Origin of the sequence: Pectobacterium polonicum (assembly GCF_005497185.1) — a bacterium.
Lineage (GTDB): Bacteria > Pseudomonadota > Gammaproteobacteria > Enterobacterales > Enterobacteriaceae > Pectobacterium > Pectobacterium polonicum.
In genome coordinates this window covers 82,028-106,764 of sequence record NZ_RJTN01000008.1, presented here as the reverse complement: position 1 = coordinate 106,764, position 24,737 = coordinate 82,028, and the positions used below count along the sequence as shown (strand labels likewise).

The window sequence follows — 24,737 nt, the reverse complement described above, 5'->3', positions numbered from 1 at the left end:
GGAAAGCATCATGGAAGGAAGAGCATAACCATGCCCGCGCTACGCGAAGTCATATCACAGCCGACAACGCCCCTCCCTCAGGTGGCGGATAATATCGCGACGATGCCGTTACACACCGACGCCGGACGCTATTTGAAGTACGGCCTCTGGCTGGTTCTGGCAGGATTTGGTGGCCTGCTACTCTGGGCCGGCATCGCACCGCTGGATAAAGGCGTCGCGGTATCCGGTCGGATCGTCGTTGCAGATAACCGTAAAGCGGTACAGCCGCTCGGTAGTGGACGCATCGCCTCACTCACCGTGCGGGATGGTGACCGTGTGCAGACGGGTCAAATTCTTGCCACGTTGGATCAAACCCCCGCTCAGGCACAGCGTGACAATCTCGTCACACAGCTTCAAGAAGCGCACGCGGGCGAAGCTCGCCTACTGGCAGAGCGCGACGATCTGAGTACGATTGCCTTCCCCGCCCCTACAGAGCAGTACAGTACCGTCACGCAACAAATCCAGATCGCCCAGCAGCAACTGTTCACCAGCCGTCGCGCCGCGCTGCAACAGGAACGCGCGGCGATGCAGGCCGCCATCATCGGGGCGAAGGCACAATCGCAGGGGTCACAGGCGCTCCTTGCCAGCAGCCAAACGCAATTCCAGATCGTCAACGAACAGCTACGCGGGCTGCGTCCATTAGCACAAGAAGGTTATATCGCCCGTAATCGCCTGCTGGACGTCGAACGACAGGCAGCCCAACTGGCAGGGGCGATTGCACAGGAACGCAATAATCAGGTACAGCTCCAGCAGCAGGTTGTCGAATTGGAACAAAAGATCCAGCAGCGCCAAAACGAATACCAAAAAGAAGTACGCGCCCAGCTCGCCGATACCCAGCGTTCCATTCAGGATCTCACCCAGCGGCTGAAAACGGCGGAGTATGAACTTCAGCACACGCACATTCGCGCGCCTGCCAGCGGCACGGTGGTCGGGCTGGCGCTGCATACCGAAGGCGGCGTGGTGAATAGCGGGCAGATGTTGATGGAGATTGTTCCTGATGGTCAACCGTTATTAATTGACGCACAGCTGCCTATCGAGCTGGTGGACAGAGTCAGCAACGGGTTGCCGGTCGAGCTGCTATTTTCCGCTTTTAATCAAAGCACCACGCCGCGTATTTCCGGTGTGGTCGCGCTGATCGGTGCCGACCAGTTAGTCGAGCAACAGACGGGAAAACCCTATTACGCCCTGCGTATACACGTCGATGAACAGGGTAAGCAGCAGCTTGCCGGGCTAGATGTTCGTCCCGGCATGCCAGTGGAAGCCTTCATTCGTACCGGTGAACGCTCCCTGCTCAACTACCTGTTCAAGCCGCTTTCCGACCGCCTGCATTTGGCATTGACCGAGGAGTAATCATGCTGCGCCTTTCATCCGTTTATCGCGCGGCGATCCGCTCCAGTTATGCCGTCCCGCTTTTTCTCACGCTAATCTACAGCGCTCCGAGTCAGGCACTGGGACTCATGGAAGCCTGGCAGCAGGCGCTGACGCACGATCCGGCCTTTCAGGCCGCCGTGCATGCGCGTAATGCCGACAGCGAAGAGAAGAACATCGGACGTGCCGGACTGCTGCCAAAAGTCACCTATGACTACAGCCAGTCCCGTAACGATTCCACCGTTACGGCGGGCAGCCAACAGTCAGAACGGGATTACACTAGCCGCGCTTCCAGCTTTTCCGTGCAACAGCCGCTGATCGACTACGCGGCGTGGTCGCGCTATCAGCAGGGTGAAGCCAGCGCCGTACTGGCAGACGAACAGCTGCGCGATGCCAGCCAACAGCTGCTGATACGCCTGTTTCAAGCCTACACCAACGTGCTGTTTAGCCGCGAGCAGATCGCCTTGGTTCAGGCACAACAGCGTGCCTATCGCGAACAATATCAACTGAATCAACGCCTCTTCCAGCAGGGAGAAGGCACCCGCACCGATATGCTGGAAACTGAGGCACGGGTCAACCTGACGGAAGCGCAGCTCATCGAAGCGCAGGACAACCTGGATATCAGCCTGCGTGAACTGGAAACGCTGCTGGGGATGCCCGTTGGCGTGGATCAGCTTGCGGCGCTAACGCCACGCTTTACGCCGCAGGCGCTTCAGCCTGCGGTCTATCAGCACTGGCAATCGCTGGCTCTCCGCCACAACGCGCAGCTACTGGCGCTGAATCAATCGCTCGCCGTGGCGAAATACAGCATTGAGCGCAATCGGGCAGGCCACCTGCCACAGGTCACGCTGGTTGCCAGCACGCGCAATACGCAGTCGGATACCGAAAACAGCTACAACCAGAAATACGATACGCGCTCGATTGGTATTCGCGTCAGCGTACCGATTTTTGCAGGCGGTGGTGTCTCTGCCGCGACGCGTCAGGCACAGGAGCGCTATCAGCAAACCGCGCGGGAAAAGGACGAACAGACGGCGACAATCCAGACGGAACTGCGTCGCCAGTTTAATTTGGTCACCAGCAGTCAGGCAAAAATCCGCGCCTATGAATTGGCGGAAAAATCAGCGCTGGCGTTGGTCACCGCGACCCAAAAGAGCGTTCAGGGTGGGGAGCGCGTGAATCTTGATGTGCTGAATGCTGAACAACTGCTTTACGGCGCACGGCGCGACCTGACCGAAGCACGTTATACGTGGCTGACGGCCTGGCTACAGCTGCGTTACTACGCTGGCACGCTGGATGAGCAGACATTACGCCAGTTAGCGGCCTATTTCGTGCATCGTTAGCCGCATAAAGTGATGTCGTTCGAAACAGGGGAATGGCCGCTGACGTACCGATATTCGGCCATATTTTTCTTTGGAAGGAAAATATCCAGTATCGCGATATTCTAAAAAACTTATAGAAATTTTATATTAATAACCAATCACACTATAAAAATTATTACCCTTCGCCTCTAAGATAAACATAAAAAAACACGTCAGCTATATTCCTGAAGTGAATAGCGGCAACGTCCTATTTTTATTTTCCTACCATACCGTAATAGGCTGATATTGACTTCACTACTAAACAGGGGTTCATTTTTCACTTTTTACATTAATCATTTAAAAACAATGGAATATAAATAAATACCCCATTAGTGGTAGATCAGTTAACATCGAAGTGTGATTTTTTGTGGTAAACGTTAACGAAAATAAAAAATAAAACAACACAAACCACAACAAAACAAGAACAAATGTTGAATTAATTTTAATATTACCCCACTGATTATTAACAACCTCGCCAAGTGGCGCTTACATTATCTATTAATAAACTAAAATTACACTTAAAAAACTAAATAAATCAAAGAAATTTAATTATTGCGAGCAAGATCTTTTATTTTCAGGAAATAGGGTAAAGATAAAAATTAATAGATTTAGATCAAGAAAATAAACAACAACACGTCCATATAGTACCCGCAGTAAAAACTCACTTATTTTAATTCTAACTAATCAGTTCATTATATTGAGCAATGCAATGGGGCTACTATGGACTTCATCATTCAATTAGTCATTGTCCTGATCTGCCTTTTTTACGGGGCAAGAAAAGGCGGGATCGCGCTGGGTTTATTAGGCGGGGTCGGACTTGTTATTCTGGTCTTTATCTTTAAATTGCAACCGGGTAAACCACCCGTTGACGTCATGCTGGTCATCATTGCCGTGGTGGCCGCCTCGGCAACGCTTCAGGCATCGGGCGGGCTGGATGTCATGCTGCAACTCGCAGAGCGTATGCTGCGACGTAACCCGAAATACGTTTCGATTATCGCGCCGTTTGTCACCTGTATTCTGACGATCCTGTGCGGTACAGGCCACGTGGTGTATACCATTCTGCCAATTATTTATGATGTCGCCATCAAGAATAATATTCGTCCTGAAAGGCCAATGGCTGCCAGTTCAATCGGCGCACAGATGGGGATTATTGCCAGCCCGGTTTCCGTTGCCGTCGTTTCACTGGTTGCCATGCTGGCTAATTTCACCTTCCAGGGTAAGCATCTGGGATTCCTCGACCTGCTGTCTATTACCATCCCCTCTACCCTGTTGGGTATTCTGGCGATAGGGATTTTCAGTTGGTTCCGCGGGAAGGATCTCGACAAAGATGCCGATTTCCAGAAATTCATCGCCGATCCAGAAAACAAACAGTATGTGTATGGCGATACTGCCACGCTGCTGGACAGAAAACTGCCGCGCAGTAACTGGGTTGCCATGTGGATTTTTCTGGCAACTATCGGTGCAGTGGCAATTCTAGGGGCGGTTGAAGAGCTGCGTCCGGTTTTCGCTGGTAAGCCGCTGTCGATGGTGCTGGTCATTCAGATGTTTATGCTGCTCTCCGGCGCCATCATCATTATCGCCACCAAAACCAATCCATCATCGATCTCGAAAAACGAAGTGTTCCGTTCAGGGATGATTGCCATCGTCGCGGTATACGGTATCGCCTGGATGGCGGAAACCATGTTCGGCGCACATCTGGAAGAGATCAAAGCCACGCTTGGTTCGTTGGTGAAAGTTTATCCCTGGGCTTACGCCATTATCCTGCTGATCGTGTCCAAATTCGTTAACTCACAGGCAGCGGCACTGGCTGCGATTGTCCCTGTTGCGCTGGCTATCGGGGTTGACCCGGCGTATATCGTGGCGTCAGCACCTGCCTGCTACGGTTACTATATTCTGCCGACCTACCCAAGCGATCTGGCTGCTATCCAGTTTGACCGCTCTGGCACCACTAAAATCGGCCGTTTCGTTATCAACCACAGCTTTATTCTTCCTGGTTTGATCGGTGTAAGCACCTCTTGCGTCTTTGGCTGGGTGTTCGCCGCAATGTACGGTTTCCTGTAATTCAGTTATCTATACCTAAAAGCCGTCCAGCAATGGACGGCTTTTATTTCTGTTGCCAGATACGAACGCAGGCCTGCGCCAGCGCACGTGTCGGATCGATACTGATATTTCGCCAGCGTGACGACACCGCCTCCAGCGCAGGCGGGACTTCCGTGCAGGCCAGCACCAGACGTTCTGCTCCCCGTTCCACCAACTGTGCCGCTAACTGATCCAGCAACCGCCCACCATGTTGTAGCTCGCCACGCTTTACCGCATAGCACCCCGGCACGAAGAGCGTTGTCATTTCTTGTTCGTTCGGCACCACGGTTTCCGCACCTAACTGTGCGGCAAAACGCTGCTGATACCATCCTGCATTAAGCGTCCCGTGAGTCGCAATCAGCCCGATTTTACGCGGTGATGCCTTTGCCTTATCGGCCTGTGTCAGCGCGTGCAGCGTGGCATCGGCAATATGCAGCAGCGGTGCATCACTGGCCTCCGTCAACGCGTCAAACCAGTGGTGCGCCGTATTGCACGGCACCACAATATGACTGACCGACAGGCGATTAAGCTGCCGGATAGCGTGCAACAGCGCCGGCAGCGGCGATTCACCGGTGCCTGCCAGCGCCTGCTGGCGATCGGGAATCTGCGGCACGTTCCAGACCACCACCGGCACATGATCCTGATCGCGACTGGCGGGCGTTTCTTCCACAATTTTATGCAACAGATCGACCGTCGCCAGCGGCCCCATCCCGCCCAGCACGCCAATCAGTGGCGTACTCATTGCGCGGCCGTTTGTTCGAACAGTTGACGGTAGCCAAACAACCCCGCCGAACCGCCGGTATGGATGAAAACAATGTTTTCATCGGCGCGAAAATGTCCTTGGCGAATCAAATCGATCAGCCCCGCCATTCCTTTGCCGGAATAGACCGGATCGAGCAAAATCCCTTCCAACTGTGCCAATAGCCTGAGCGCTTCCAGCGTTCCTTCGGTTGGAATGCCGTACCCTTTACCGACATAGTCGCTGTTCACCTGCACCGCGCTACGCGGCAGTTCGCCCGGAATCCCCAGCAGCTGCCAGGTACGCTGTGCTAACGCGTAAACATTCTCTTCCTGCTTCGCTTTCGGCGCTCTGACGCTGATGCCTAATAGTGGAATCTGGCTGTTCGTCGCCACCAACCCGGTCACCAATCCGGCCTGCGTGCCGGTGCTGCCCGTCGCGTGAACAATATGATCAATACGCAGACGCTGCTGGCTGGACTGAAATAACAGCTCTTCCGCACAGGCAACATAGCCCAACGCGCCTACCGGGCTAGAGCCGCCGCCGGGGATGACATAAGGCTTCAATCCTTCTTTGCGCAGTGATTCCGCTAACGTTTCCATCGCCTGCTGCATATCTGTGCCGGCGGGCAGATGATCGATAATTTCACCGCCGAGCAGGTTATCCAGCAGCACGTTACCGGAGCGCTGGTAGTCTTCACCGTAGTCCTCCACGCGTTTTTCCAGCAGCACCTTGGTTTTCAAGCCCAGCTTTGCCGCCGCCGCAATGGTTTGTCGCACATGGTTAGACTGCGTCGCGCCCTGCGTGATGATGACATCCGCGCCCTGCTGCTGCGCATCGGCAAGCAGGAACTCCAGCTTGCGGGTTTTATTGCCGCCGGTCGCCAGCCCTGTGGCGTCGTCACGTTTGATGTAAATCGTCGGACCGCCCAGATAGGCAGACAGGTTCGGTAACGCCTCCAGCGGCGTGGGAAAATGGCCCAGTGATAAACGGGGGAATCGAGCAAGGTGCATAATATTCTCCTGAAATACGGATTACAGATTGAGGTGACGACGCGCTTCTTCACGAACGCGATGTAAAATACGCTGCTTCAGTGCGGCGTAGTCAGGATGCTGTGCCAAGGTTTCAATTTCTCTCTCGCGGCCAAACGGCAGCGGGATCGTCTCTGCAATACGACCGGGACGTGCGGACATCACCAGTACCCGATCGGCTAAAAACAGCGCTTCGTCCACGTCATGCGTGACAAATAACAGCGTGGTGCCGGTTTTCTGCCAGGCAGATAGCAGCAGTTCCTGCATCATCAAACGAGTTTGTGCATCCAACGCACCAAACGGTTCGTCCATCAGCAGCACCTCGGGGTTCGGCAACCAGGCGCGCGCCAGCGCCACCCGCTGTTTCATTCCGCCAGAGAGTTGCCAGGGATAGTGCTGCTGGAACCCTTCCAGCCCAACCAAGGCAAGATAGTTTTCCGCGTCACGCTGAAGCTGAGCTTTATTCGCTCCCTGCATCCGTGGGCCAAACGTCACGTTTTCCAGCACGGTGAGCCACGGGAATAAATTGGCCTGCTGAAATACCATGCCGCGCGAGGGCCCCGGACGACGAACAGGCTCCCCACCGCACAGCACGCGCCCCTTACCGGCGGATTCAAAGCCAGCAATCATGTTGAGAATGGTCGATTTGCCGCAGCCGGAAGGGCCCAGCAACACCACGAATTCGCCTTTAGCAATCTGGAGAGAAATGTCATCCAGCACCGTGAGAGAACCGCTTTTTGACGGAAACGTGAGGCTCACGCGCTCAACGACAATGTGTGGCGCATCAGGCTGAGAATGTTCGGTCATGATGATTTCCCCGCCCACGGCACGAAGACTCGCTGTGCACCGACCAACAGCAGATCGAGCGCATAGCCGATACTGCCTAATAATAAGATGCCCAACATCACAATATCGGTACGCAGGTAGGCGCTGGCATTCATCACCATCCAGCCGATGCCCGAGGTGGCAGCGACCATTTCCGCCGCAATCAGGGATGTCCAACCGATACCGATAGCCAGCCGCACCGTGGTAAACAGCTCCGGCAGCGTATCGGGCAACACGACACGGAAAAAAATCTGTCGACGGCTGGCCCCGAGCGTTTGTGCGACGCGGATACGGGAACGTTCCACGCGCTCAACGGCGGCACAGGCACCAACCACGACGCTGAGAAAAGTCGCGATAAAGATCAGGAAGAATTTGGATGCCTCACCAATTCCCAGCCAGACCACCGCCAGCGGGATGAGTGCGATTTTAGGCAACGGTCGTAGAAACTGAACGAAAGGATTAAAAACGGCAGCAATTGGAGGCGATAGTCCCATCAACAGGCCAAGCGGGACACCAAGGATAATCGCGACGCTGAAGGCGCTCAGCGCCCGAGCGACGCTGACGGCAATATGTTCCCACAGCGATACCTGCCGATAGCCGTCCTGCGCCAGCTCTCCGGCGGTCAAGATGATATCCGACAGCGGCGGTAGCAGCAGCGGATCAACCCACTGCTGCGCCCCCGCCCACTGCCACAAGGCGAGCACCGCCGTCACGGACGTGATGCTCAATAACACATAAGACGTTCTTTTCACGACCCGTTAATTCCCTTTCGCCGCCTGCTTCAAATAGGAGGAATTAATGGAATCGGCGAACGAAGCGGGAATATCACGCTGGCGAACTTCGCCGATACTCTCCAGAAAATGCGCCGTTTTAGCGACGGCCTGACCGATGCCGCTCCGATCCGTGTGATTACCATCACCCAGCCATTGCGCCGTCGCCTGCTGTTCCAGCGTTGGGTATTCCAGCCCTGACAGCGTATTGGTTGCCGTTGTGACCGGCGCACCCACCTCTTTTGCCACAATCGCCGCTGCTTTTTCCGGGTCCTGACGGAACTCATCAACTTTCTGCTGGTGTACCCGCAGGAAGCGCGCCACCGTTTCTGGATACTGTTGGGCAAAGGCCTTTCTGACCACATAGTTGTTGTAAATCAGGTAGCCATCTTTTTGCAGATCTTTGGTCGCAAAAATGGCGTGTCCGGCGGAGGCTTCCAGCTCTTGTGCGAACGGTGCCCAGACGTAGCCTGCATCGATATCGCCACGCTTCCATGCGGCCACCATCTCAGCCGGACGTAGCGGAATGAGGGTAATTTTGCTGCGGTCGAGTTTATTCACCGCGATGGCCGCTTCTAGCGCGTACTGCGCCGTTGAATTTGGCGGATAAGCGACGCGCTTACCTTCGATATCTTTCAGCGTGGTGATGCCAGATTTTGCAATCAGCCGCTCATAGGTGGCGATCACGCCAGATACGCCAACAATCTCCACCGGAAGCTTTCTGACAATACCAGCCGTCGCCGGGCTGGAACCAAAGTTGGCGATGTCTATCGCATTACTGGCGAAATAATTCAGCGCATCAGCGCCAGAAGCAAACTGTACCCACTTTACTGGCGCACCCAGCGCTTTTTGTAGCGAACCGTCGGCTTTGGCTAAGACCAATACCTGTGAGCCGCCGCTGTAGGCCACACGAACTTCATCAGGATGTTTTTCTGCCGCCAGCACGGATGTCGTCATTAATAACAGCCCACCGACACCCACTGCACTCAATATATTTTTCATCGTTTTACCCTATGGTGATAAATAAAAGATCAGTTAAATAAGTTAATAAATGATTAATTAATTCCTCAGGCCACTTTGTTATTTAAATAAGATAACTGCCCCCAACTGACATCATCGACAAAAATACCGTTCTCCAGCCGCTGACGATAAGTTTGCTTTTCTTTATCGCCGGGCAGCAATAACGCGTCGTCATCACGGGATTGGCGCACCCATTCTAATAAGGCCGGAATTTCCTGCTGATAGGTTGCCGCACCGCCTAATTTCTGCGGATCGATTAAAATCGACAGCATGCTGTTAATAATCTGCTTACCCTCGCCTTTCGCCGTGCGTTCGGTTTTCCCACCGGTCAGCGCCGCACCAAGCAACGAGCAAACCAGCGAAAGCCCCGATCCCTTATGTTCGCCAAACGGCAGTAGCGCCCCCAAAGGTTGTTCCATCAGCCAGCGGGGGTCCACCGTCGGATTGCCTTCGTTATCAACGATACAGCCGGGTGCAACCTGTTTACCCTCATTCCACGCAATACGGGCTTTGTTACCAGCAATCACGCTAGTAGCAAAATCCAGAATCACCGGATCGTCGTGCTCAACCGGAATACCGGCGCAGAATGGATTCGTCCCGAAACGCGCCTGCTGGCCCTGCCACGGCAGCACCACCGGTTTGGTATACACATTGGCAAAATGCAGCGACACCAACCCGACCTCCGCGGCCTGTTCTGCCCACGCGCCGATGCGTCCCAGATGGTGAGCATTAGCTAAACTCACCACCGCCAGACCATGCGTTTGTGCACGCGCAATACCTTCTGCCACGGCCTGTTTTGCCACTACCTGACCAAAACCCTGCTGGCCGTCGAACGAAATCAGCGGGCCGAAATCCAGCGTTTTTTCCGCCTGTGCGTGGGGTGAAAGTCCACCTTCCCGAATCGCATCGATATAGCGCGGCAGCATGCTCACACCGTGCGAGTCATGCCCTTTCAGGCTGGATTCGACGAGGTTATCCGCCACAATCTCTGCAATTGACGTGTCCACGTCATTCTCTGTCAACCGATCGCGTAAATAATCACGTAAATAATGATGAGTAAAAACAGGCATATTTTCTCTGTATACCACAATAGACATTTATATATTGCCCACTATAACGCGCAGATTTTTATCCATAACTGACAAATAAGACTATCCATAGCGAATATTTAGCTAAAGCGGTTATTTACTTGTTTTATCGCACGCATGGCTATTTAAAATCTCATTTATTCTAACTTATTCCAAAAAACACTTTAGCCGCAACGCGCTAAGAAAATAGGATGCCTTCTTTAATACATTATTTACGACAAATAATTTATTGAAATAATACCCTGTGATTATTCTCTATTTTATTGCCGACCCTATTACTATTAATAATGAGACAACGATAATGAATCCCTCACTACCCGCAAAAAAATCGACGCGTTTCACACGCCTTGCCGCCATGATTGGCCTGACGTTAACGGCATTTGGCGCGAATGCGGAAGGCACCATCAGCATTGCGCAACAGTTTGGCATCGGTTACCTGATTCTGGATGTGGTGCGCGACCAAAACCTGATAGAGAAGCACGGTAAGCAGCAAGGGTTGGATATCAAGGTAGACTGGCGCACGCTTTCTGGCGCGACAGCGATCAACGAAGCACTGCTGTCCGGTGCGCTGGATGTGGCCTCCGCCGGTGTTCCGCCGATGCTGACCGTGTGGGACCGCACGCAGGGCCGCCAAAATGTGAAAGCCATTGCCTCACTCGGCTCCATGCCCAACTATTTGCTCAGCAATAACCCGGCGGTGAAATCCGTCCGTGACCTGAGCGATAAAGATCGTATCGCCGTGCCTGCTGCTGGCGTTGGCTTCCAGTCACGCACGCTGCAAATCGAAACCGCAAAGCTCTACGGCGCGGAGGATTTTAAACGCTTCGACAAGATTTCCGTCAGCCTGCCGCATCCCGATGCCAGCGCAGCCCTTATCGCTGGCGGCTCCGAGATCAACGCCCACTTCTCCAGCCCGCCTTTCCAATATCAGGCGTTAGAACATGCCAATGTGCACAAAATTCTGAGTTCTTATGACGTGCTAGGCGGTCAGGCAACGTTCAACGTGCTTTATACCACGCAGAAATTTCATGATGAGAACCCAAAAACCTACCGTGCCTTCTACGACGCACTGAAGGAAGCCTCGCAGATCGTCAAAGCAGATAAAGCTGCGGCAGCCGACACCTACATTCGGGTAGAGAAATCGAAACTAGATCCTGAACTGGTGAAACGCATCGTCGCCGATCCCGAGATCGACTTCACGATCACTCCTGAACGCACCTACGTTTATGCCGAAAAGCTGCACCAGCTTGGCGTACTGAAAAACAAAGCCGCCTCCTGGAAAGACTATTTCTTTGCAGAAATTCACGAACAGCCGGGCAGTTGAATGCTCAGAGTTGCGCTCATTCGACGAGAACCTCGGCGCTACGCAGGAGAACAAGCATGACACACCACATTCACGACACGATTGACCAGCCGCTGTTGCAGGTTGACGGCGTCGGACTGGAATACCGAACGCGGCGCAGTCTGGTTCGCGCCACCCATGATGTGAGTTTTGACGTCTTTCCCGCCGAGCGCTTTGTGCTATTAGGGCCTTCCGGCTGTGGTAAATCCAGCTTGCTCAAATCTATCGGCGGCTTTCTGTCGCCGGTAGACGGTGAAATCCGCCTCGACGGCCAGCGCGTCACCAAACCGGGGCCGGATCGCATCATGGTCTTTCAGGAATTTGACCAGTTGCCACCGTGGAAAACCGTGCTGGAGAATACGCTGTTTCCGCTGGTTGCCAGCCGTCAGGCGACGCGAGCCGAAGCAGAAGAACGCGCCCGCTATTTTCTCGATAAGGTCGGGCTGGCGAAATTTGCCGATGCCTATCCGCATACGTTATCCGGCGGGATGAAGCAGCGCGTCGCCATCGCGCGGGCGCTGACCATGCAGCCGAAAGTGCTGCTAATGGATGAGCCGTTCGCCGCGTTGGATGCGTTGACCCGCCGCAAAATGCAGGAAGAATTGCTGGCGCTGTGGGAAGAGGTGCGCTTCACGCTGCTGTTTGTCACCCACTCGATTGAGGAAGCACTGATCGTCGGCAGCCGGGTTTTGCTGCTCTCACCGCATCCAGGTCGCGTGCGGGCGGAAATCAACTGCCATCAGTTTGCGCTAAACGATCAGGGCAGCGAAGCCTTTCAGAGCACCGCGCAACGCATTCACCATCTTCTTTTTCCAACCGATGTTGACGCGCCTTCACCCGTCACATCCACGCAAGGTAAACCCTATGAGCATTCAGCCCCCCGTGCGGCCCGAGTATCAGCGTGAACTGACACCGCTGAAAGATTTTACTCTTACCCAGCCTCTGCCGCTGACGACGCGCCTATGGAATCAGACCTGGCTGCGCAAGCTGGTGCTGCTGGCTGGGCTGCTTATCCTGTGGGAGTTCGCCGCGCGCTGGCAAAACAATGACCTGATGCTGCCGAGCTTCCTGCAAACCTTTCAGGCTTTTCGCGACGATCTCGCCAGCGGTGAACTGCCGCAGAAAATGGTGGTTTCACTCGGCACGCTGTTGAAAGGCTATGTCATTGGCAGCCTGCTGGCACTCGCCCTCAGCGCGTTGGCGGTTTCCACCCGTTTCGGACGCGATCTCTTAGGCACATTAACCTCCATGTTCAATCCGCTGCCTGCGATTGCGTTACTGCCGTTGGCGCTGCTGTGGTTTGGGCTGGGAGAGAAGAGTCTGGTATTCGTACTCGTCCATTCCGTGATGTGGCCGATGGCGCTGAACACCTACTCCGGCTTTCTCGGCGTTTCGGAAACGCTGCGTATGGCAGGCCGCAACTACGGCCTGACCGGCTTTCGCTACATTAGCGCGATCCTGATACCTGCCGCGCTGCCGTCGATTATCTCCGGCCTCAAGATCGGTTGGGCGTTTGCCTGGCGTACCCTGATTGCCGCTGAACTGGTGTTTGGCGCATCCAGCGGCAACGGCGGTTTGGGCTGGTACATCTTCCAGAACCGTAACGAGCTTTACACCGACCGCGTCTTTGCCGGGCTGGCTTCCGTCATCATCATCGGGCTGCTGGTTGAAGGGCTGGTGTTTTCCACTATCGAAAAGGTCACGGTAAAACGCTGGGGAATGCAGCGCTAGCTTACACGTTATACCCATTCTGGTTATGCGAAATCTGTCCATTCATAGCCAGAATTGTTCTTTTGCGGCGTTCTGCATCGCTGCTACAACTGATTTATCTTTTCCCACAGAGATGAGAGATCGCGAACATGATTGCAATACAAGCGCCACAAACCTATCTGAATCGTGATGGCGTCATTCGTTCTGTCGGCGAATATGCAGCGCCCTACGCCAGCACAGTATTGATTATTACCAGCCCACAGGCATGGAAAACGACGTCGGATGCCGTCGAGCACAGTCTCAATGAGTATGGCCTACGGTATCAGGTTGAATTTTTGTCGGGTGATTGCACCAAACCGGCAATAGAAGCGCTGACCACGCAGGCGCGTGCACTCGGTGCGGAACTGATTTTAGGCATTGGCGGCGGGCGCGTACTCGATGCCGCGAAAGCCGTTGGCGATATTCTGGGGCAACTCCCCGTCATCACTGTCCCCACCATTGCTGCCACCTGCGCCGCGTGGTCACCGATCAGCGTGATATACAGTGACAGCGGCGCGCACAACGGGGCATTTCCGCTAACGCGCTTACCGGTGTGGGTGCTGGTAGACAGCGAGATCATCGCCCATAGCCCCTCACGCTACCTCAAAGCCGGTATCGTGGATGCACTGGCGAAATGGTACGAATTTCAACCCTATCTGCGTCACGGCGATAGCGGATTGGCATTGGCGCTAAAAGCGCAGGCCGCACGGCTGGCCGTAGAGACATTTAATACGTATGGCGAGCAGGCCATCGCAGATAATGAACAAGGTCTGGTCACGCCGGCCCTGCGCAGCGTGATCGACGCCGTTATCGCACTAGCGGGTCTGGCGAACAGCATGAAGGATGAGGTGCCGCGTATTGGTGTTGCCCATGCGATTCACAACAGCATGACGCGCCTGCCAGAACTGCATGACTGGCTACATGGGGAAAAAGTAGGTTTTGGGCTGGCTGCACAGGCGTTTCTGGAACACGATAACGCAGTTGACCGCGAAGAGCTGTTCGCTCAACTGCGCCGCTACGGTAGCCCGATCACGCTAAGTGCCCTCGGCCTGAACGAACGTCCACAACTGGTTGAAAGCATCGCGCAAAACGTAAAGATCGCGCCGAAAATTGCCGCCCGTCTGCCTTTTGCAACGGATGCCGAACGTATTCAGCAGGCGCTATGGCGCACACAAACGCTGGAAGAGAATACGTTCAACAGCCATGCGGCATAGTGATCATCGGCATTCATTCAAAATGGAAACGGGCGCATCGAATAATCGATGCGCCCGTTTCTCTTTTTCTTGCCAGCTTTTTGTTGCCAGAACTATCCCTGCTGAGCCGGCTGCGTACTGATTCCGTTAAGTTCACGCTCATAGGCCAGCGCTTTCTTTTCATCGAACTGGTGTTCCCACTTGGCAATCACCAGCACCGCCAGCGCATTTCCCACCACGTTGAGCGCGGTTCTCGCCATATCGAGAATGCGGTCAACGCCCGCAATAAATGCCAGACCTTCCAGCGGAATACCGACGCTGCCCAGCGTGGCGAGCAGCACAACAAACGACACGCCCGGTACACCGGCAATGCCTTTAGACGTCAGCATCAGCGTCAATACCAGCACGATTTCCTGCCCAATCGACAGATCGATACCGTACAGCTGTGCGATGAAGATCGCCGCAATACTCTGGTACAGCGTCGAACCATCGAGGTTAAAGGAGTAGCCCGTCGGCACCACGAAGCTGGTTATCGATTTTGGCGCACCATAGGCTTCCATTTTTTCGATGATGCGTGGCAGCACAGTTTCTGAGCTGGCGGTGGAATATGCGAGGATCAGCTCATCTTTCAGAATACGAATCAACACCGTGATACGCAGCTTACACAACCGTGCCACCGCACCGAGCACCACCAGCCCGAAGAAGAAAATCGCCGCATAAACCAGCATCACCAGCTTAGCCAGTGGCCACAGTGAAGCGAAACCGAAGTTAGCCACCGTAACGGAAATTAACGCAAACACCCCAACCGGCGCGTAACGCATGATCATGTGCGTCACTTTAAACATCGTTTCCGATACGCCACGAAAGACGTTCAGCAGTGGATCGCGATGTTCTTTAGGCAACGAAGACAAGCCCAAACCAAACAGCACCGAGAAGAAGATGATCGGCAACATGTCGCCGCGCGCCATCGCCGCGAAGATATTCGGCGGAATCAGCGACAGCACCGTCCCCACCAGACTATGCGAACCACTCTGCACCTGTTCCGTTGTCTTTTGATACTGCGAGATATCAACGGCAGTCAGCGTCGACATGTCAATGCCATGACCTGGTTGGAAGATGTTGGCCAGCGTGATGCCCAGGATAATCGCCACTGTCGTGATGATTTCAAAATAGAGGATAGTTTTAAAGCCGATACGCCCAAGTTTTTTGGCATCCCCTACGCCCGCAATCCCGACGATCAGGGTGGCGATAACAATAGGGACAACAATCATTTTAATCAGGCGGATAAAGATATCGCCCGCAGGGCTGAGAATATTGCTGATGAGCCACTGGCGACTTTCCTGCTGTTCATGCAGCACGGCACCAAGTGCAATACCCAGAACCAACGCAATAAGGATTTGCCAGGCAAGGCTGATTTTTTGTGTTTTCATCGTCATTTTCCATTTTAAACTCCCCGCCATCACAAACATGGCGCTAGCGCGACTCCGGCGCAATACGAACCGAAAAAATCAACGTGGAGGTGATTGACTAGTAAGAATATATGATTGGTTGCTATCGTTATTTTTCTACTGCGACACAAAAATCGTTAACATAATTATTCAATAAAAATGCACAACTATTTGTATCGCTTAACAAAAACAAACATATAAGTTATTGTTATGACAGGAATGCTACTATTCCACCACGATCATATCAAGCAGATTATCGACACGATAAACCATATTTATGCTGAATCGAGAACAGAAAACGGCTGGCGGCGCGTAGCAAGAAATCGCAACGATGCAGAAAGGAAAACGTCCGCCCAGCTAGAAAAAATGCTGGCTGGGCATCAGGTTAGGAAAGTGTGTCGCGACTCAGATTTGGTAGTCAATCACCGCTTCATCGCTATCCGAGAAGACCTTGTCTTTAATATCATCCAGCGACAGCTCTGTATTACACAGCTGAATAAATTTCCAGGCATAGTTACGCTGTAACTGACCCTTTTTCAGCCCCAGCCAGACCGTGTTAGCTTCAAACAGGTGCTCGGCATTCAACCGTACCAGCCCTTTGTCACGCGCGGGATCGAATGACATATCGGCCACAATCCCAACACCGAGCCCCAACTCAACATAAGTTTTAATCACATCTGAATCCTGCGCACTGAGCGTAATATCTGGCGACATGCCCACCGCCTGAAACGCACGATCCAAGCGCGAGCGCCCCGTAATCCCCTGACGATAGGTAATCAGCGGCTCCGCATTGAGCATTTCCAGCGTAATAACCGGCTCCTGTGTCAGCGGATGGTGCTCAGGCACAATCACCGAATGGTGCCAGCGGTAGTAGGAAAATGCCGCCAGCGAGGGATCGTTAATCAGCTGTTCGCTGGCAATGCCGATGTCGGCCTCGCCGGAATGGAGCATCGCCACGATTTCATCCGGCGTGCCCTGATTCAGTACCAGACGCACCTGTGGATACAAAGAACGGAAGGCTTTAATCACCGGCGGCAGGCTGTAACGTGCCTGCGTATGCGTGGTCGCGATCACCAGTTGCCCGGTGTCATTGTTAGTAAAAACATTCGCTAACCGACGAATGTTGCTGGCGTCATTCAGAATGCGCTCCGCCACCACCAGTAGCTCTTTCCCCGGTTCGGTCATCCCTAACAAGCGTTTACCACGACGGATAAAAATTTCAATCCCCAGCTCTTCTTCCAGCTCGCGGATATGACGGCTCACGCCGGATTGAGAGGTAAACAGCGTATTCGCTACCTCGGTCAGGTTGTAGTTGCACCGTGCTGATTCACGAATAATCTTCAGTTGCTGAAAGTTCACCTTTCACTCCCTTGCTCTTTATTACAGATAACAACATTGATCCAAGGAATGAGAGGCAGAACAAATAAGCAAATGGAGTTGATTATATTTTTTTATACTAACGGTATGTCTACCGGGACAGCTTACCTAACAAGGAATAGACATAAACATTAAAATCAAAAGGTTAAATAAAAACCCTTTTATGTTACACGCCGCGTCAATCAACCATTTCGCTATGATTTATGCTTTTCTGGTCTATTTATCTCAGCGCTTTTCTTCTCCTTCCCCGTATTTCTTCTCAAGCTAAATAGGACACACGACTTCAAGCTGATGTGCTATCACTGCTATGATGGCGGTCAGAATCAAAGAAAAGGTGGCAGCATGCAGGGCGTACCGGAACACTTTACCGATGAAAGAGACTATGCCCAGTTTCGGCACGTGCCGACGCTGCCAGGCATCGAGCTTTACCACGCGCATGTTTGCCGCTATGCCTTTGAACCACACACGCATGAAGCGTTTGGCATCGGCACCATTGACGCGGGTGCGGAGCGATTCCGCTATCGTGGTGCCAAACACATTGCGCCTGTCGATTCGTTAGTGTTGATGAACCCTGATGAATTACACACGGGGGAGTCCGCCACGGAAGACGGCTGGCGCTATCGCATGATCTATATCCCGCCCGATGTGCTGGAAAACGTCTCCGGCGAGAAAGGCTGGTGGTTTACCGACGTCGTGCGCCACGATCCCGCGACCGCACGCCAGCTGGCGATGACGCTCGCCGCCATGTGGCAGACAACCGATCCCTTGGCGAGTGAGAGTTTGCTGCTGTCGCTGATTGCGCTTTTCCGCCCCCATGCGCGTGTTGCACAGCGTCAGATTATTGAACCGTTCCACCGCTTTGATGTGGTGAAGGCTTACTTACGGGAAAACTTCGCCCACACCATTACCTTAAAAGAGCTGGCGGAGCTGGTTTCCCTGAGTCCATATCATTTCCTGCGCCAGTTCAAAGCCCAGTTTCACGTGACGCCGCACCAAATGCTGATGGCAATTCGGCTGTATGAGGCCAAGCAGATGCTGACGCGCGGTATGGCGGCCGCCCATGTCGCCGTCGCCGTCGGGCTGGCCGATCAGGCGCATCTGACCCGCACGTTTGCCCAGCGCTATGGCGTCACGCCCATCCGCTACCAAAAGCAGGTGTATCCAACTCAACGCTAGTCCTCTTCCGATAATAAACAGCAATATCCTACAATAATTCGTCGCCGACTCTCCCTAGACTGGCGCGATGAAATATTGTGAACAAATAGGTTTATCATGCTGATTGGTGTTTTATTTGCGCTTGCCGCCGGGCTAATGTGGGGACTGATTTTCGTTGGCCCCTTGATCGTACCGGATTACTCTGCGGCCTTGCAGTCCACTGGACGCTATCTGGCTTTTGGGCTGATCGCCTTACCGCTGGCGTGGCTCGATCGCCGTCGCCTGCGCCAGTTAACCCGCAGCGATTGGTTGGAAGCCACCAAGCTCACCGTTATCGGCAACCTGCTGTACTATTTTCTGCTCGCTAGTGCGATTCAACGCACGGGAGCACCAATATCGACGATGATTATTGGCACGCTGCCCGTCGTGATTTCCGTCACCGCGAATGTGCTGTACAGCAAGCATGACGGCCGCGTGGCCTGGCGTCGACTTCTCCCCTCGCTACTGCTGATTGCCGCCGGACTGGTTTGCGTGAATATTGCGGAGCTGAAAGGAACCACTATCGAATTCGATTTATGGCGTTACGTCAGCGGTATTGCGATGGCATTTTGCGCGGTTATTTGCTGGACCTGGTATCCGCTGCGTAACGCCCGCTGGCTGCGCGACCACAAAACCCATACGCCGCTTACCTGGGCCACCGCACAAGGTCTGGTCACGCTACCGCTGGCGCTGTTGGGTTATATACTGGTGTGCGGTCATCTGGCGCTGACGGATGAGTCGTTTACGCAACCGTTCGGCCCACGGCCTGAGGTTTTCATCCCGCTGATGATTGCGATCGGGCTGTTTTGTTCGTGGGTCGGCACACTATTCTGGAATGAGGCGAGCCAACGCCTGCCGACGGTGTTGGTCGGGCCGTTGATTGTATTTGAAACGCTGGCGGGGCTGGCCTATGCCTTTATGATTCGGCAATCCTGGCCGCCGCTGTTGACGCTCTGCGGCATCGCCTGCCTGATTATCGGTGTAATCTACGCCATGCGAGTGAAACCGGAACCTATCGTGGTAGAGGTGCAGGTGCCGGTTTCACGAGCAGAGTGAAAGCCAGTGAGATAATAAGGCAAGTCGGTTGTTATGTCCGGCTTGCCAGTTTCTGAAACAGCTCGGTCAGTTGCGCTTCATCCCTTGCGCCCTGATGCTGGTCGGTCACCGTGCCGTTAGCATCAATAATAAATGAGGTCGGCGTACCGCTGACCTGATAGCGCTCTTTGGTAATACCCAACTGATCGCGTACCACCGGATAGGTCACGTTATGGTGCGCCAACATCGAGGTGATATCTACGCCGTCAGGGTCGGTGTTCACTGCCACAACGACCACTTTATCGCCGTACTCCTTGCTCAGCTTCTCCAACGCGCCCATTTCAACCATACAGCCGCCACAGCCCGACGACCAGAAATTCAGGTACACGCTTTTCCCCTGCCAGCGCGACAGATCCACCTGCTGCCCCGCCAGATCGTAGGCCGCCAGCGCCGGTGCCTGCGCCCCGACGCTAACCTGTTCTTCCTTACAGCCGCTCAGCGCCGCTGCGCCCAGCAGACACAGCGCGGTAATCGCGTTACGCCATTTCATGATGATTCACCTCTTCACCAAAATATTTGCCGTGTTGCAGGCGGATAATGCGGTCAGCAAACCGACCTAACTCAGGATTGTGCGTCACCATCACAATGGTGCGCCCCTGCCGATGCAGATCTTTCAACAGATCCAACACCCGTCGCTCGTTCTCTTCATCCAGATTCCCCGTCGGTTCATCAGCGAAAATGACGGGAGGTTCATTCACCAGCGCGCGAGCGATACACACGCGCTGCTGCTCACCGCCGGAAAGCTGGCTTGGTAAGTGATCGATGCGATGCGCCAGCCCAACCTGCTCAAGTACGCGCTGCGCCGCAGCTTCATCCACCACACTGTGGTAATGCTGCGCCAGCATCACATTCTCCAGCGCGGTCAAAAACGGAATCAGGTGGAACTGCTGAAAGACCAGCCCAATCTTATCAGCCCGGAACTGACGTCGCCCTTCTTCATCCAGCCCAGCGGCATCGACGCCGTCCAACAACACCTGCCCTTCACTCACCGTATCCAGACAGGTAAGAATATTCATCAGCGTGGTTTTACCCGAACCCGACGCACCCATGATGGCGACAAACTCGCCGCGTGCGATGCGGATATTAATATCTTCCAGCGCGGTAACCTGACCAAAGCGTTTATAGAGCTGGCGAGTTTCAATCACCGCCTCCGCTGCCTGCGTCCTTTCCTGCACGTTTACTTCTACAGACATCGACCTACTCTCCTTTCAAAACTTTGGCCGGTTCGACATAAATCGCCCGCCGGGTAGGAACGACAGCGGCAACCGCCGCCACCAGCAAAGACAGCACCAGCGTGAGCGGGAACACTGGCAAGCGCAGAGAAATGGTCGCGTTGAATACCGCCATACCTAGCACCTGTGCCAACAAGTACCCCAGCAGCGAACCGCACACCACGGCCGCCAGCGCGATGATGCCAGTTTCTGCCAGCATCTGCCGGATGATGTCTCGTCCGCTCGCGCCCAGCGCTTTCTGTAGCGCAAATTCGCGGGCACGTTCGCCGACAATCGCCATCAGCGTCGTGTTTACACACAGGGAAGACAGCACGAGGATCACCGCCGATACCAGCCCCATCAGCCCTTTGATTTTATTCAGCACCTGACCTTCCGACGCCGACACTTTCAGGATCGGGCGGATCTCCAACTGCGGATACTGCTGCTGGAGCTGTGTGGCAAAGCGATCGACCTGCCCCAGATCGTTACTGACGCTCAGCAGGGCATTACTGATTGCACCTTCTTTATCCAGCCACTTTTGTGCCAGTTCCAGATTCACGATCAGCATGTTGTCTGTCGCATCGCCAGATTCCACGATGCCTTTGATCTGCAACCGCTGCTTTCCGCCGTCGCCCACCAGCGTGATGCTGTCGCCGACGTTGACGTTCAGCCGTTCCGCCAGCTTCACCCCAATCATGGCATTACGGTCATCGAAGCTGACACCAATCCAGTTACCCGTGACCTGCCAGTACGGTGCCAGTTGCCGCAGCGATTCAAACCACACGCCCATCAGCACCACTTTCTCCAGCTCCGTACGCGCCATACCATACAGATAAGGGCTGGACGCATTGATCAAGCCAGCTGGCGCGTTGTCGATAATCGGCTGGAACGTGCTTTGTGGCAGTGAATTTCCCCGCGCCGGACCAATATAAAAATTCGCGCCGAAGGTGCGCAGTTCCTGACTCATCTTGGCATTGATATCGAAATAAACGGCGGACATTGCCGTCACAATCGCCGCCCCGACCATCAGCGCAGCAAACACGACGCTGACGCGCTGCATCCGCAGCCGCAGCGCACGAAACACCAGACGCCAGAACATGCTGTTCATCCAGCCATTAGCGCCCATACAGCACCTCCACCGGATACAGTTTGGCAATGCGTCTCGCCGGGAACCACGTTCCGATGATGGCGATAAGCATCGATATCACCAGCACACAGGGGATGACGATCCACGCGAAACTCAACGGTACGCCAAACAGCATCAGGCCAATCGCTTTTGCCAGCCCCCAACCTGCGACACAGCCCGCGATACCGCCTGCCAGCCCGCTCAGCGCCGCTTCGAGATAAAACAGCAGCATGATCTGCCACTGACGTGCACCCAGTGCTTTCATCAGCCCAATTTCTTTGGCACGCTCCATGATGGTGCTGGTCATCAGCGAGGCGATCCCCATTGCAGAAGCCACCAGCGCCGCGAAGGTCACCACCGCCAGTAACAGTTGAATCTTGTCGATCACCACGCCTTCCGACGCCGCCACCTGCCAGATAGGACGTACCACCGAACCGGAAATCGCCTCTTCCAACTGGTGTGCAATCGAAGACACATACGCCGTGCAGTACCAGAGGTCATATTCTTCGGCATTGAGCGCTTCCAGATTTTCACGCGCCCGCCGCGACAGCTCATTTTCCGGCACGGTGAGCGCCGACACGCGAATCGCCTGAATTTTGCCCGCCAGTCCTAGCAGCGATTGCACCGTTGCCAGCGGCATCACCAGCCGACCTTCTTCATCGCCGCCGCTGCTCAGAATGCCGCTAATCTCTACCGTTGCGTCCCCTTTTGCGCCGTGTAATGCGAGTTTATCCCCGACTTTCCAGCCCGTTTGCGTCGCCAGCTGTTTTCCCACCAGTGCTTGTGCCACATTTTCCGTCGTCACCGGTTCCTGCGGCCACTGCCCGGCCACCTGCCAGTAAGGACTAACGGTCATTTGTCCCGTGCGATAGTCCTCCTCATCCGGCACGGCGACCGGCTGGGAAAAGAAGGTCCCCAATACGGCAATCGGCTGACCCTTGATCTCGACATCACCGCTCAACAGCGGCGCAAAGCCGACAATGTTATTGCGCCAGAAGATGTCTTTGATGTTCGGCAGCTCGGCTTCATCGAGGAAATCTTGCCCTTCCAGCGGATTACTGCGCTCGCCAAACAGCGCGGGCAGCGCCGCCTGACCTGCGGGCTCAATCAAAATATTCGCGCCGTAGGACTTCAGCTCACGCGCCATCTTGTCACCGATATCGATGGACACCGCCAGCAGCGCGGAGATCAACCCTGCCGCCAAAAACACGGTCAGTACAGCCAGCGATTTGCGCCGAATATTTCTGCGCCAGGACTGGCGTAACAGTCGCCACAGCATAATTATTCCTCCTCCGCGGGTTCGCCAGCTGCCGCTTTGGCCGTAGCAAATTTCGCGGGACTTTCGCGGAAGCGGTTATAGTTCGCTTCCGACGAGAAGAAGTAGGTTTTACCGCCGTAGCGATATTTATGCTCCGCATTCACGTTGGTCAGCTTGGAACCATCAACCGGATCGATCACGTCCATCGACACCACCGTCGAGAAGTAGTTAGTACCCGCCACCAGTGAAGCGCGTCCAATCACCAGTTCGTTATCGTCGTTGCTCCATCCTTCAATCGGCACCGGATTGCAGCCACCCGCTTTCCCGATGGAAGGAATGAAAATATGCACACCGCAGGCAACACAAATCACCTGATTGCCTTCCATCACGTAGCCCTGATCGCCGCACAGCAGGCAGGCATCAAACACCACGCCTAGACGCAGACGATCGGGATAGCGGTTAATGATGAAAAAGCGCACGGCCTTGCCGTCATCGGCAATCCACACAAAGCGATGCAGCTTGCCATCGCGCACCTGTTCAATCGGAATATGTACTTTGCCATCGGCCGCTAACGTCACCGGCTGTGCTTCCGACAGACGAGGCGGCTGCGACGCCACCTTATCCCAGTAGAGCTGAACGAAAACGACAACCAGCAGTGCCGTGACCGTCGCCAGCAGCGTGCGACGCAGCGTGAGATAGCCTGCTGTCGCTTTACGCTTTTCAATCGCCTCATGCGTGGCCAGTATCTGGCGACGCGCATGCCGCAGCGGCCAAACCAGCCCGGCAGCCAACGCCGCCATGAACAATGCGCTGAGATAGTTTAATAAATACGCGCTGTTGGTGACGTGCGCCACATAGCTCAGACGTGGCTTGGTGAGCCCCAGCGCCTGTAATTTCATCAACAGCAGCAGCAGATTACCGCTTATCGGCAACAGCAGAAGTGCAACCAACAGCGTCAGCAGCGGCCAGCGCAGTAAACGAATGCGGTGCACAATCATGCCGCACAGCGCGGCACAGAACACCAGCCAGCCAAACGCCAGCAGCACCGCGCTGAAATTCAGCAGCAGATCGGTATTCACCACATGGGTAGAGGTCAACGCAGTCAGATTGGGATCGCTGCCCCACTGCACCGCCGCTCCCGCCACCAACAGCGCCTGCCACAGATAGCCAAGACGCGGGTGGGAAAAATACTGGCAGGCCAGAAACAGGATCAAGGCAAGCGCTTGGAGCGCCGTAAACCCCAGCAGAAACGCCTGGCCGTTAGGAAAATGCACGCCAATAAACGTCCCGGCAAACAGCGACAGCAGCGTGATCCAACCCAGCGATTTGACTGTCGGCGTGGAACGATGGCTCCAACTTAGCCCTAGCAATAGCGCTATCGGCAGGAAGGATTGGAGGGTCGTGATAAAGAAATAACTCATAGGCTC

The 24,737-nt window shown here is 54.4% G+C and carries 22 protein-coding genes; 9 read left to right on the top strand and 13 right to left on the bottom strand.

Annotated elements, in window-relative coordinates:
* Positions 1-30 precede the first annotated feature (30 nt).
* The 3 genes from EDI29_RS10735 to EDI29_RS10725 all read left to right on the top strand — a co-directional run bounded on the left by EDI29_RS10735 (position 31) and on the right by EDI29_RS10725 (position 4,826).
* Entirely contained in the window at positions 31-1,389 is a 1,359-nt protein-coding gene (locus EDI29_RS10735) for an HlyD family type I secretion periplasmic adaptor subunit (protein ID WP_137740904.1), read from the top strand.
* Positions 1,390-1,391: 2 nt separating this feature from the next.
* Positions 1,392-2,747 carry a TolC family outer membrane protein gene (locus EDI29_RS10730; RefSeq protein WP_137740903.1) on the top strand — a complete coding sequence of 452 codons (1,356 nt, stop codon included), beginning with the start codon at positions 1,392-1,394 and terminating at the stop codon, positions 2,745-2,747.
* Between the two features lie 738 nt (positions 2,748-3,485).
* A complete protein-coding gene (locus EDI29_RS10725) occupies positions 3,486-4,826 on the top strand; it encodes an anaerobic C4-dicarboxylate transporter (RefSeq protein ID WP_137740902.1) in 1,341 nt (446 codons plus the stop codon).
* A 43-nt stretch (positions 4,827-4,869) separates the two neighbouring features.
* Here the strand turns inward: EDI29_RS10725 and cuyB are convergent, their stop codons facing one another.
* The 6 genes from cuyB to EDI29_RS10695 all read right to left on the bottom strand — a co-directional run bounded on the left by cuyB (position 4,870) and on the right by EDI29_RS10695 (position 10,299).
* On the bottom strand, positions 4,870-5,586 hold the full coding sequence (gene cuyB, locus EDI29_RS10720; protein ID WP_137740901.1) for a cysteate racemase: 717 nt from the start codon (positions 5,584-5,586) through the stop codon (positions 4,870-4,872).
* Complete coding sequence (gene cuyA, locus EDI29_RS10715) at positions 5,583-6,596, bottom strand: D-cysteate sulfo-lyase (RefSeq protein WP_130621990.1); 1,014 nt, start codon at positions 6,594-6,596, stop codon at positions 5,583-5,585. Before cuyA ends, cuyB begins: the two co-directional genes overlap by 4 nt.
* A gap of 21 nt (positions 6,597-6,617) precedes the next feature.
* Positions 6,618-7,421: an ABC transporter ATP-binding protein gene (locus EDI29_RS10710; RefSeq protein ID WP_137740900.1), complete on the bottom strand. Its 804-nt coding sequence runs from the start codon at positions 7,419-7,421 to the stop codon at positions 6,618-6,620.
* Positions 7,418-8,191, bottom strand: coding sequence for an ABC transporter permease (locus EDI29_RS10705; protein WP_137740899.1), 774 nt, complete (start codon positions 8,189-8,191; stop codon positions 7,418-7,420). The genes EDI29_RS10710 and EDI29_RS10705 overlap by 4 nt, the downstream gene beginning before the upstream one ends.
* A gap of 6 nt (positions 8,192-8,197) precedes the next feature.
* Positions 8,198-9,211, bottom strand: coding sequence for a taurine ABC transporter substrate-binding protein (locus EDI29_RS10700; RefSeq protein ID WP_039540783.1), 1,014 nt, complete (start codon positions 9,209-9,211; stop codon positions 8,198-8,200).
* Positions 9,212-9,276: 65 nt separating this feature from the next.
* Positions 9,277-10,299, bottom strand: a complete 1,023-nt coding sequence (locus tag EDI29_RS10695; protein WP_137740898.1) for a malate/lactate/ureidoglycolate dehydrogenase — start codon at positions 10,297-10,299, stop codon at positions 9,277-9,279.
* 319 nt (positions 10,300-10,618) lie between these two features.
* On the opposite strand from EDI29_RS10695, the gene EDI29_RS10690 reads away from it, so the two are divergent.
* The 4 genes from EDI29_RS10690 to EDI29_RS10675 all read left to right on the top strand — a co-directional run bounded on the left by EDI29_RS10690 (position 10,619) and on the right by EDI29_RS10675 (position 14,622).
* A complete protein-coding gene (locus EDI29_RS10690) occupies positions 10,619-11,641 on the top strand; it encodes an ABC transporter substrate-binding protein (RefSeq protein ID WP_137740897.1) in 1,023 nt (340 codons plus the stop codon).
* A 56-nt stretch (positions 11,642-11,697) separates the two neighbouring features.
* Entirely contained in the window at positions 11,698-12,564 is an 867-nt protein-coding gene (locus EDI29_RS10685; protein WP_130621994.1) for an ABC transporter ATP-binding protein, read from the top strand.
* Complete coding sequence (locus EDI29_RS10680; protein ID WP_010298413.1) at positions 12,524-13,390, top strand: ABC transporter permease; 867 nt, start codon at positions 12,524-12,526, stop codon at positions 13,388-13,390. Before EDI29_RS10685 ends, EDI29_RS10680 begins: the two co-directional genes overlap by 41 nt.
* Before the next feature lie 128 nt (positions 13,391-13,518).
* Positions 13,519-14,622 carry an iron-containing alcohol dehydrogenase family protein gene (locus tag EDI29_RS10675; protein WP_137740896.1) on the top strand — a complete coding sequence of 368 codons (1,104 nt, stop codon included), beginning with the start codon at positions 13,519-13,521 and terminating at the stop codon, positions 14,620-14,622.
* Positions 14,623-14,714: 92 nt separating this feature from the next.
* Here EDI29_RS10675 and gltP read toward each other — a convergent pair whose 3' ends face one another.
* The gene (gltP, locus tag EDI29_RS10670; protein WP_137740895.1) at positions 14,715-16,031 is read right to left on the bottom strand and encodes a glutamate/aspartate:proton symporter GltP; all 1,317 of its coding nucleotides are present in this window, start codon (positions 16,029-16,031) and stop codon (positions 14,715-14,717) included.
* Between the two features lie 423 nt (positions 16,032-16,454).
* Positions 16,455-17,408, bottom strand: coding sequence for an HTH-type transcriptional regulator Cbl (gene cbl, locus EDI29_RS10665; protein WP_137740894.1), 954 nt, complete (start codon positions 17,406-17,408; stop codon positions 16,455-16,457).
* A 360-nt stretch (positions 17,409-17,768) separates the two neighbouring features.
* On the opposite strand from cbl, the gene EDI29_RS10660 reads away from it, so the two are divergent.
* Together EDI29_RS10660 and EDI29_RS10655 are read left to right on the top strand one after the other, a co-directional pair.
* Positions 17,769-18,602: an AraC family transcriptional regulator gene (locus EDI29_RS10660; RefSeq protein WP_137740893.1), complete on the top strand. Its 834-nt coding sequence runs from the start codon at positions 17,769-17,771 to the stop codon at positions 18,600-18,602.
* 96 nt (positions 18,603-18,698) lie between these two features.
* Positions 18,699-19,676 carry a DMT family transporter gene (locus tag EDI29_RS10655; RefSeq protein ID WP_137740892.1) on the top strand — a complete coding sequence of 326 codons (978 nt, stop codon included), beginning with the start codon at positions 18,699-18,701 and terminating at the stop codon, positions 19,674-19,676.
* 31 nt (positions 19,677-19,707) lie between these two features.
* Here EDI29_RS10655 and EDI29_RS10650 read toward each other — a convergent pair whose 3' ends face one another.
* From EDI29_RS10650 to EDI29_RS10630, 5 genes are read right to left on the bottom strand one after another with little or no spacing between them, the layout of a single operon-like run.
* Positions 19,708-20,205 carry a TlpA family protein disulfide reductase gene (locus EDI29_RS10650; RefSeq protein ID WP_137740891.1) on the bottom strand — a complete coding sequence of 166 codons (498 nt, stop codon included), beginning with the start codon at positions 20,203-20,205 and terminating at the stop codon, positions 19,708-19,710.
* Complete coding sequence (locus tag EDI29_RS10645) at positions 20,192-20,908, bottom strand: ABC transporter ATP-binding protein (RefSeq protein ID WP_137740890.1); 717 nt, start codon at positions 20,906-20,908, stop codon at positions 20,192-20,194. Before EDI29_RS10645 ends, EDI29_RS10650 begins: the two co-directional genes overlap by 14 nt.
* Positions 20,909-20,912: 4 nt before the next feature.
* Complete coding sequence (locus EDI29_RS10640) at positions 20,913-22,052, bottom strand: FtsX-like permease family protein (protein ID WP_167494500.1); 1,140 nt, start codon at positions 22,050-22,052, stop codon at positions 20,913-20,915.
* Positions 22,042-23,331: an ABC transporter permease gene (locus EDI29_RS10635; RefSeq protein ID WP_137740889.1), complete on the bottom strand. Its 1,290-nt coding sequence runs from the start codon at positions 23,329-23,331 to the stop codon at positions 22,042-22,044. Before EDI29_RS10635 ends, EDI29_RS10640 begins: the two co-directional genes overlap by 11 nt.
* Before the next feature lie 2 nt (positions 23,332-23,333).
* Complete coding sequence (locus EDI29_RS10630) at positions 23,334-24,731, bottom strand: Fe-S-containing protein (RefSeq protein WP_137740888.1); 1,398 nt, start codon at positions 24,729-24,731, stop codon at positions 23,334-23,336.
* Positions 24,732-24,737: the final 6 nt, after the last annotated feature.